Origin of the sequence: Brevibacterium sp. 50QC2O2 (genome assembly GCF_024580675.1) — a bacterium.
Lineage (GTDB): Bacteria > Actinomycetota > Actinomycetes > Actinomycetales > Brevibacteriaceae > Brevibacterium > Brevibacterium moorei.
Genome location: NZ_JANIJZ010000037.1, coordinates 1 through 7,611 on the forward strand (window position 1 = coordinate 1; position 7,611 = coordinate 7,611).

General features: G+C 67.1%; 8 protein-coding genes. All 8 read left to right on the top strand.

What is annotated here, in order from left to right:
• The first annotated feature begins 148 nt into the window (after positions 1-148).
• The 8 genes from NQ038_RS15015 (at position 149) to NQ038_RS15050 (ending at position 7,408) form a co-directional block, all read left to right on the top strand.
• The gene (locus tag NQ038_RS15015) at positions 149-1,867 is read left to right on the top strand and encodes a hypothetical protein (RefSeq protein WP_257049951.1); all 1,719 of its coding nucleotides are present in this window, start codon (positions 149-151) and stop codon (positions 1,865-1,867) included.
• A 107-nt stretch (positions 1,868-1,974) separates the two neighbouring features.
• Entirely contained in the window at positions 1,975-2,265 is a 291-nt protein-coding gene (rpsF, locus tag NQ038_RS15020; RefSeq protein WP_257049952.1) for a 30S ribosomal protein S6, read from the top strand.
• A 59-nt stretch (positions 2,266-2,324) separates the two neighbouring features.
• On the top strand, positions 2,325-3,005 hold the full coding sequence (locus NQ038_RS15025) for a single-stranded DNA-binding protein (protein ID WP_257049953.1): 681 nt from the start codon (positions 2,325-2,327) through the stop codon (positions 3,003-3,005).
• 24 nt (positions 3,006-3,029) lie between these two features.
• On the top strand, positions 3,030-3,269 hold the full coding sequence (rpsR, locus tag NQ038_RS15030) for a 30S ribosomal protein S18 (RefSeq protein ID WP_257049954.1): 240 nt from the start codon (positions 3,030-3,032) through the stop codon (positions 3,267-3,269).
• Between the two features lie 18 nt (positions 3,270-3,287).
• Positions 3,288-3,746, top strand: coding sequence for a 50S ribosomal protein L9 (gene rplI, locus NQ038_RS15035; protein WP_257049955.1), 459 nt, complete (start codon positions 3,288-3,290; stop codon positions 3,744-3,746).
• Positions 3,747-3,953: 207 nt separating this feature from the next.
• Positions 3,954-5,276, top strand: a complete 1,323-nt coding sequence (locus NQ038_RS15040) for a DUF445 domain-containing protein (RefSeq protein ID WP_257062967.1) — start codon at positions 3,954-3,956, stop codon at positions 5,274-5,276.
• Positions 5,277-5,399: 123 nt separating this feature from the next.
• Positions 5,400-5,918 (top strand): hypothetical protein, encoded by a 519-nt coding sequence (locus NQ038_RS15045; protein WP_257062968.1) that lies wholly within the window; start codon positions 5,400-5,402, stop codon positions 5,916-5,918.
• On the top strand, positions 5,918-7,408 hold the full coding sequence (locus tag NQ038_RS15050) for a tripartite tricarboxylate transporter permease (RefSeq protein WP_257062970.1): 1,491 nt from the start codon (positions 5,918-5,920) through the stop codon (positions 7,406-7,408). Before NQ038_RS15045 ends, NQ038_RS15050 begins: the two co-directional genes overlap by 1 nt.
• Positions 7,409-7,611 lie beyond the last annotated feature (203 nt).

Genomic DNA, 7,611 nt, shown 5'->3' on the forward strand with positions numbered 1-7,611 from the left:
CCGGTCGGGACACTCGATGATTCCCTGGTGGGTGGACAGATCACGGCAAAGGCACACACTGTGGTGGCCAGTCAGTGCCTGGGTCACACCCTGGATGGAAACCATCCCTACAAGTATCAACGTCAGTGCCGTGAAGTACGCTGGCCCCATGGTGACAACAAGCCCTGCACGTTTGGCCGAACCCCTGTTGGGAGGAACCGCCGGCGCCCACGCAGGACCGGCGGATCGTCGCTTCCGCGCGGGTGCTGCGACCTGGAGTCTGGTGCTGCTGGGGATCTCCTGCCTGCTGGGACTGACCCGCCAGGTCGCCTGTTTCACAGACGGCTGGGGCTTCCCCGGAGCCTCGCACCGCCTGTGCGCATCGCCCGTTGCCAACGCCGTGCTGGGTCAGACCTTCCCCGACTTCCCGGGACGTTCCACCGGTGGCCTGTCGACGTTCACCCCCGGCAATGCCTGGCTGGTCGGCCTGACCGGTTTCGGTGGTTCGGACGTGCAGACGACCATGGCCTTCCTCCTCGTCATCAACGTCGCGGCCTTCGCCGTGATCGGTGTGAGTCTGCTACGGCTCATGCCCGGCAGTTCCTGGGTCGCCGCGGCTTTCCTCTCGCCGGTCGTGATCTTCTCCCTGGGTCAGGGGCTGGAACCGGTGGCGGTGGCCGCCACCCTGCTCGCCCTGGTCCTCCTCACACCCGCGGCCGAACGCCCGTCCACCGGAGCGCTGGTCTGCGCCGGCCTGTTGTTCGCCGTAGCGGTCGTCATCAGCCCCATCGCACTGCTGGTGCCGATCGTCGTATGCCTGCGCTCACTGGGTGCCGGTCGAGCCGCCTCTGCGGATTCCGCCGCCCGGGCGGGTGCCGCCCGGGACCTCGGCCCCGGGGCGCGGCGGATCGACTCCGGCGACCTGCTGGTCATGGTCGGCAGCGGGATCATCGCGCTGGGGCTGCTCATCATCGTCGACGGGCAGATCATCGCCAGGGCACAGGCCTGGCTCGGCGCCGCTGTGGATCGTGGGTCACTGGTCTCGCTGACCCTGTCGGCGGGCCTGGGATCCCCGCGCGAACTCGGCCTGCTCTCGCTCATCGTGTGGGCTGTGGCCCTGCTGGCCGCAGCCCAGCTCATCTACATGTTCGGCCGACACCTCGATCTGGCCCAGATCCTGAGCGTCGTCTTCGGGCTGAGCCTGCTGCTCCTGCCGGCGGCACCCATCACCCTGGCGCTGTGGCTGGTCCCGGCGGCAGCCGCGGCTGTGCACCGGTTGTGGGTCCACGTGGCGTGGATGCTCGCCGAAGCCGCCCTCTTCATCGCGGTCAATCTGCGCGATGCCGCACGCACCCAGGACAAGGTGGGGCTGGACCAGTCCTGGCTCGTCATCTTCACCGTGTTGCGTCTGGCCGCGGTTCTCGCGGTCATCGTCGCAGCTCTCTGGCCGCGGGACCAGATTGCCGACCGGTCCTCGGCCGCAACCACCGGGACCCGGACCCCGGCACCGGAATTCGAGGCCCGGGGCGTAGCCGCGGCCCAGGACGTCCAGGGCACCATGGGCCGCGTTGAACCCACGGAGGGAACGGGTGCTGCAGAGGACCCGGAAGCCGGGGAAGATCTGAAAGCCGGGGAAGCCGCGGACGATGTGGAGGCCGCGGGACCCGTGGAGGGCATGGGGGACCTGGTGAGCAGTCGCCTGCGCTCGGTGGATGCAGATGCCGCGACCGGTCCCGCCAGCCCGGACGGTCCCGCCGGCCCGGACGGTCCTACCGACCCGGACGGGGACGGCGGAATGACCGGAGACGGTTCGGCGGAAGACGTGCGAAACGTGATTCGCCCGACTTCGGCGCACGAACGGCTAGACGGTCACCATCCCAGGCACTAGAATCGAAAGGTCTGTGTCCGTGCGAACCATCGTGCGGGCCGGGCACGCATTTACCCTCCTGCCATGGACCGACCATGGCCGCATAGACCAGAGGAGGTGGGTTACACATGCGTCACTACGAGCTCATGCTCATCCTGGACCCGGAACTCGACGAGCGTTCGCTGGGTACCACTGTTGAAAAGCTGACGAAGGTCGTCCCCGCTGAAAACGGCACGATCGACAACGTCGACATCTGGGGCCGTCGCCGCCTGGCGTACGAAATCCAGAAGAAGACCGAAGGCTACTACGCAGTCATCGATCTGCACGCAGAGCCTGCGACCACCAAGGAACTTGAGCGTCTGCTGGGTCTGAACGAATCCGTGCTGCGCAGCAAGTTCATCCGTCCCGCAGCCAAGTAACCGAACAGGTCCGTAGTCCACCAGACCCGGCTCGCCGGGTCGTTGCTTAAGGAGTCCTCATGGCCGGCGAAACCATTATCACCGTGGTAGGCAACCTCACCGCTGATCCCGATCTGCGCTTCACCCCCAATGGTGCGGCCGTCGCGAACTTCACGGTGGCCTCGACTCCTCGGACCTTCGACCGCCGCATGAACGAATTCAAGGACGGCGAAACCATGTTCCTCCGCTGTGCCGCATGGCGCGATATGGCGGAGAACGTGGCGAGCTCCTTGTCCCGTGGCACCCGTGTCGTGGTGCAGGGCCGGCTGCGTGCGCGCACCTTCGAAACCAAAGAGGGAGAGAACCGCACGGTTTTCGAGCTCGACGTCGACGAGGTGGGCCCCAGCCTGCGCTACGCCACCGCCAATGTGACGCGCAATGAGCGCTCCGGTGGCGGGAACCAGGGCGGATACGGCGGCGGCCAGCAGCGTCAGGGTGGCAACCAGGGCGGTTACAACCAGCCCCAGGGCAACCCCGGTGGTGGCTACGGCAATAACGGTTTTGGGAACAACAACCCCGGTGGCGGCTTCAACGGCGGCAATCAGGGTGGTTCCCAGTGGGGCCAGAACCCCGGTGCGAACCAGGGCAATGGCGGCGGGGCCCCTGCGCCTCGCCAGGACGACGATCCCTGGGCATCGTCGAATCCGAACGCCGGTGGCGGCGGCTGGGGCAACCCGACCGACGACGAACCGCCGTTCTAAACACGTTTTCAACAGGAGTACATCATGGCAAAGCCGGATATCCGGAAGCCGATCAAGAAGAAGGCCAATCCCCTGAAGAAGGGCGAGGCCGCGCTGATCGATTACAAAGACACCGCAACTCTGCGCAAGTTCATCTCGGACCGCGGCAAGATCCGTGCACGTCGCGTCACCGGTGTGACCGTGCAGGAACAGCGCGTTATCGCGAAGGCCGTCAAGAACGCCCGCGAAATGGCGCTGCTGCCCTACACCAGCACGAACCGCTGATAGGAAGGGGAGATATTCATGGCTACTAAGAAGATCATCCTCAACCAGGAAGTCGACGGACTGGGCGCTGCCGGCGACGTCGTCGAGGTCAAGGCCGGTTACGCTCGTAACCTGCTGCTGCCCCGCGGCTGGGCTCAGCCCTGGACCGCCGGTGCTGAAAAGCAGATCGCAGCCCTGCAGAAGGCCCGTCAGACCAAGCAGCTCGCCGACCGCGATGCCGCTCTGGAACTGAAGGCGCAGCTGGAGAAGACCGCTGCTCGCATCGAGATGAAGGCCGGCAAGAACGGTCGCCTGTTCGGCGCCGTCACCCCGGCCCTGGTCGCCGAGGCCCTGGCCGCCGCGACCGGTCGCGAGTTCGACCGTCGTCAGGTCGCCCTGCCGGCCCACGTGAAGACGCCCGGCACCTACACCGCCACGGTGCGCGTGCACGACGAGATCACGGCTTCGGCCAAGTTCGCCGTCATCGGCAAGGCCTGATTCATCGGGTCGTGAGTCGCGCGGTCCGATCCAGTGGGTCCTGATCCACCGGATCCGATCCGCACGGTTCTCAAGGCGCCGGTCGCCGTTCCCCGTTTCGACGGGGGCGGCGACCGGCGCCTTCTGCATGTCCGGAACCACGACCTCGGCGCGCTGCCACGACACCGGCTCATGGGCCGGCCGGCGTGCCGAACCTAGACTGGGGGTATGAGTGATGAGCAGCCCGGCCCGGTCCCACCCCGGCCGCAGACGCCGCCTGCACCGGCATCCACCTTCGAGCTCGATACCGCCGGGGATGCCGAACGCCGCCGTGGTTTGACGAAGATGCGCCGGATCGCCACCGGTGCGCTGATCCTGGCCGCCCTGATCTTCCTGCTGGTCCATATCTTCACAGACCTCGGCGGTGTCTGGGGCTTCATCGCCGCCGCAGCCGAGGCCGCGATGGTCGGTGCGATCGCCGACTGGTTCGCCGTCACCGCCCTGTTCCGCCATCCCCTGGGCCTGCCGATCCCGCACACCGCGATCATTCCGCGCAAGAAGGACTCGCTGGGGGAGACCCTGTCGGAGTTCGTCGCGACGAACTTCCTGCGCAAGTCCACCGTGGCGCCCAAGATCCTCTCCGCCCACGTCACCTACCGGGCCGGCCTGTGGCTGAGCCGCCCCGACAACCAGGAACTGCTGGTGGGGCGTGCGGCACAGGGACTGAACTACGTGCTGGACCGGGTGGATTCCGCTGCGGTCGAATCGCTGACGAAGAACGTGCTCATCCCGAAGCTGACGGATCTGCGCAAGGCCCCGGTGCTGGGCCTGGTCCTGGAACGGGTCATCTCCGATGGCTCGCACAAACGGCTGATCGACATCATCCTCGACGAGGCCTTCGACTGGCTCTACAACAACCCGCAGGTGCTGGGAGACCAGGTGGCGACCAAGGCCCCGTCCTGGGTGCCGAAGTTCGTCAACTCCGGCATCGCCAACCGCCTGCAGCGCGAGGTCCTGGGCTGGCTGGGCGATATCCGCGACCGCCCGGACCACAAAGTCCGCCGCGCCCTGGACGAATGGCTGCTGGCCGTGGCCCACGATATGCAGGACGAGGATTCTCCTGTGGCGGAGCGGACCGAATCCGTTCTGGCCCAGCTGCTGGCCCACCCCAGCGTGGCGGCAGCGGTGGTGGATCTGTGGACCAGCCTGTCGGTGTTGCTGCGCACGGCGATCGGCGATCCCAGCGGCGAGATCGGTTCGCGGATCCGTGCGGCCCTGACCGAGTTCTCCACCCGCTGTGTCGAGGACGAGGCCTTCGCCGCGGGCATCGATGCGCGGCTGGCGGATGCGGCGGGTGCGGCGGCCGAGTCCTTCGGCCCTGAGCTGGCCAGTGTCATCTCGGATACGATCGCCGGCTGGGACGCGCAGCAGGCCTCGGAGAAGATCGAATTGCTGGCCGGGCGCGACCTGCAGTTCATCCGGATCAACGGCACCGTGATCGGTGCCCTGGTCGGCTTCGTACTGCACGCCGTCGAAGTCCTCATCCCCTGAGCGGACCGACCGCGGCGCCCCGGGTCGGGCCGCGCGGGTGAGGACGCGCTTACAATGAACGGTGGAGTTCATCGCTCCCAATCCCGCAATCGAAACCGTGCCCCCGAAACAGTAAGGATCGCAATGACGCGAACGCGCCCGCCGGCCCAGGGCGGAACCGCTCCGGATGAGCCCCAGACAGACGGAGAGTACCTATTCGTCTGGAATGACACAGTGCGCGGCAAGAAGCTGCTGCTGGGCATCGTCCTGGGCGTCGCCGGCGCCATGATCGGCCTCTACGGAGGCAAGTGGCTCGTCGGCCTGTTCGTCGCCGACCCCGCTCTGGTCAAGGTGTGGTCCCTGGTCACGGGGCTGATCGGCACGGTGATCGGGGCGGTCATCGTCGGCTTCCTGGTACCGCCGGCGCGGATCGTGAGCGATCACGCCTCCGATACCTCGCGGGTGGACGAGACGATCGACGATATGGCGGCCGACCCGCAGGGTCTGGGCACCCTGGCCCAGGCCAGTGCGCGCTCGCGGCACGAACTCGCCGAGGCCGGACTGACCTCGGCGTTCGAGGCCGGGCAGGCGCGTGCCGCCGGGACCTCGGGAGATTCCGGAACCCCGGGAACTCCGGATGCGGCCCGGGGAGGTGCCGCCTGATGGAGATCCTGTCCCAGGTCCCGATCGCCGTGCTCATGGGCATCATCGGCGCCATCGTCTTCACCCTGGTCGGCGTGGTCTCCGGCACCGATGAGACCTCGACCATCGCGCCCCTGACCCTGGTCGTCATCCTGCTGGGCGTGCCCCCGGCCGGAATCTTCACGTTCTTCATCGCCGCGGCCGTGTCCAAGCACATGACGCATGCGATCCCCACGATGCTCCTGGGCATTCCGGGCGACACCCTGGCCGTGCCCATCATGGACGACGCCAACCGGATGCGCGCCCTGGGTGTGCCGCACGTGGCGCTGCGCAAGGCGATCTCGGCTGCGCTGATCTCCGCGGTCATCGCCGTGCCGGTGGCCGTGCTGTTCGCCTGGGTGCTCTCGCCCTTCGAGGCCTTCATCGGCGATATCGCCCCGTGGCTGTTCCTCATCGCCGCGATCCTCATCGCCTATGTGTCGCCCGCGAAGCTGGCCGGTGTCCTGGCGCTCATCCCATTCGTCGCGATCGTCATGGGGCTCAACGCCTGGGCCGGGACCTTCGACGTGACGATCTCCACCAGCTACTTCATGGGGATCGCGATCGGCCCGATGATCTTCGACCTGTTCGCCGTGCTGGTGCCGGGCAATCGCGCCCGGATGCGCAGGCGGGAGCCCTCGCACGTCTACCTGGCCCCCGACACCTCGGAGCTGGGGGTCGGGAACCGGAAGACGCGCGGGAAGTCCGGTGCGGCCACCGCGCAGGCCGCCGCAGCCTCGGCCACGGGCGAGCACGTCGATGTCGACCGGGGAGCGCACGGCACGCACCACACCTGGCCCAATCCGTTCAAGGTGCTCGACAAGCAGCAGCTGGGCGCGACGGCCGCGACCTCGGTGATCTCCAGTGCGACCTTCGTGTTCAGCCCCGTTGCGATGACGGTGCTGATGGGCGAGTTGGTGGGCGCGAAGATCAAGCAGGGCTATCAGCGCCTGGCCACCGTGGTCAGTGCGAAGAACGGCACCACGGAATCGACCTATATGGCCGAGACCCTGATCCCGCTGGTGGCCTTCGGGCTGCCGCTGTCGCCGGTTGCCGCCGGTCCCGCCGCGCCCCTGTTCAACGCGCCGCCGGTGTTCCACACGGATGCCGCCTCCGGCGAGCACTTCAACCTGTCCGACACCCTGTCGACCGGGCAGTTCTTCGTCTTCGCCCTCCTGGGCGTGCTGTTGGCCGGGCTCATCGCCTATCCGTTCGCCATGCGCTACGCCCATGCCGCCGCGCGCTTCGTCGTCTCGAAGGTCAGCCACGAGGCGATCATCGCGGGGTTCTCGGGCCTGGTGCTGTTGGTCAGCGTGTGGGAGGGCGGCCTGCTGGGCCTGATCGTGGTGCTGACGATCGGCCTGCTGTCCGGCCTGCTGGTGCGCACCCTCAAACTGCACTCCGGTGTGTTGTTCATGGGGTACTACGTGGCGATCCTGTCTGTGCCCGGCATTCTCAAGGTGCTGGGGTAGGGGCGCGGGGAGGGTGCATTCCCACTCGATGCGCCGAGGCCCCATCGAGTGTCCGGTTCGTGTCACTTGCAGCCCGTGTGAAGTCTCGGGACATCGTGACCACAGATGTCTCACAACATCATGACCACCATGTCTCACCACATCATGACCATACCCATGGTCACGTGGACTCATGACCCGTGACTACAAGCCCACACAAGACC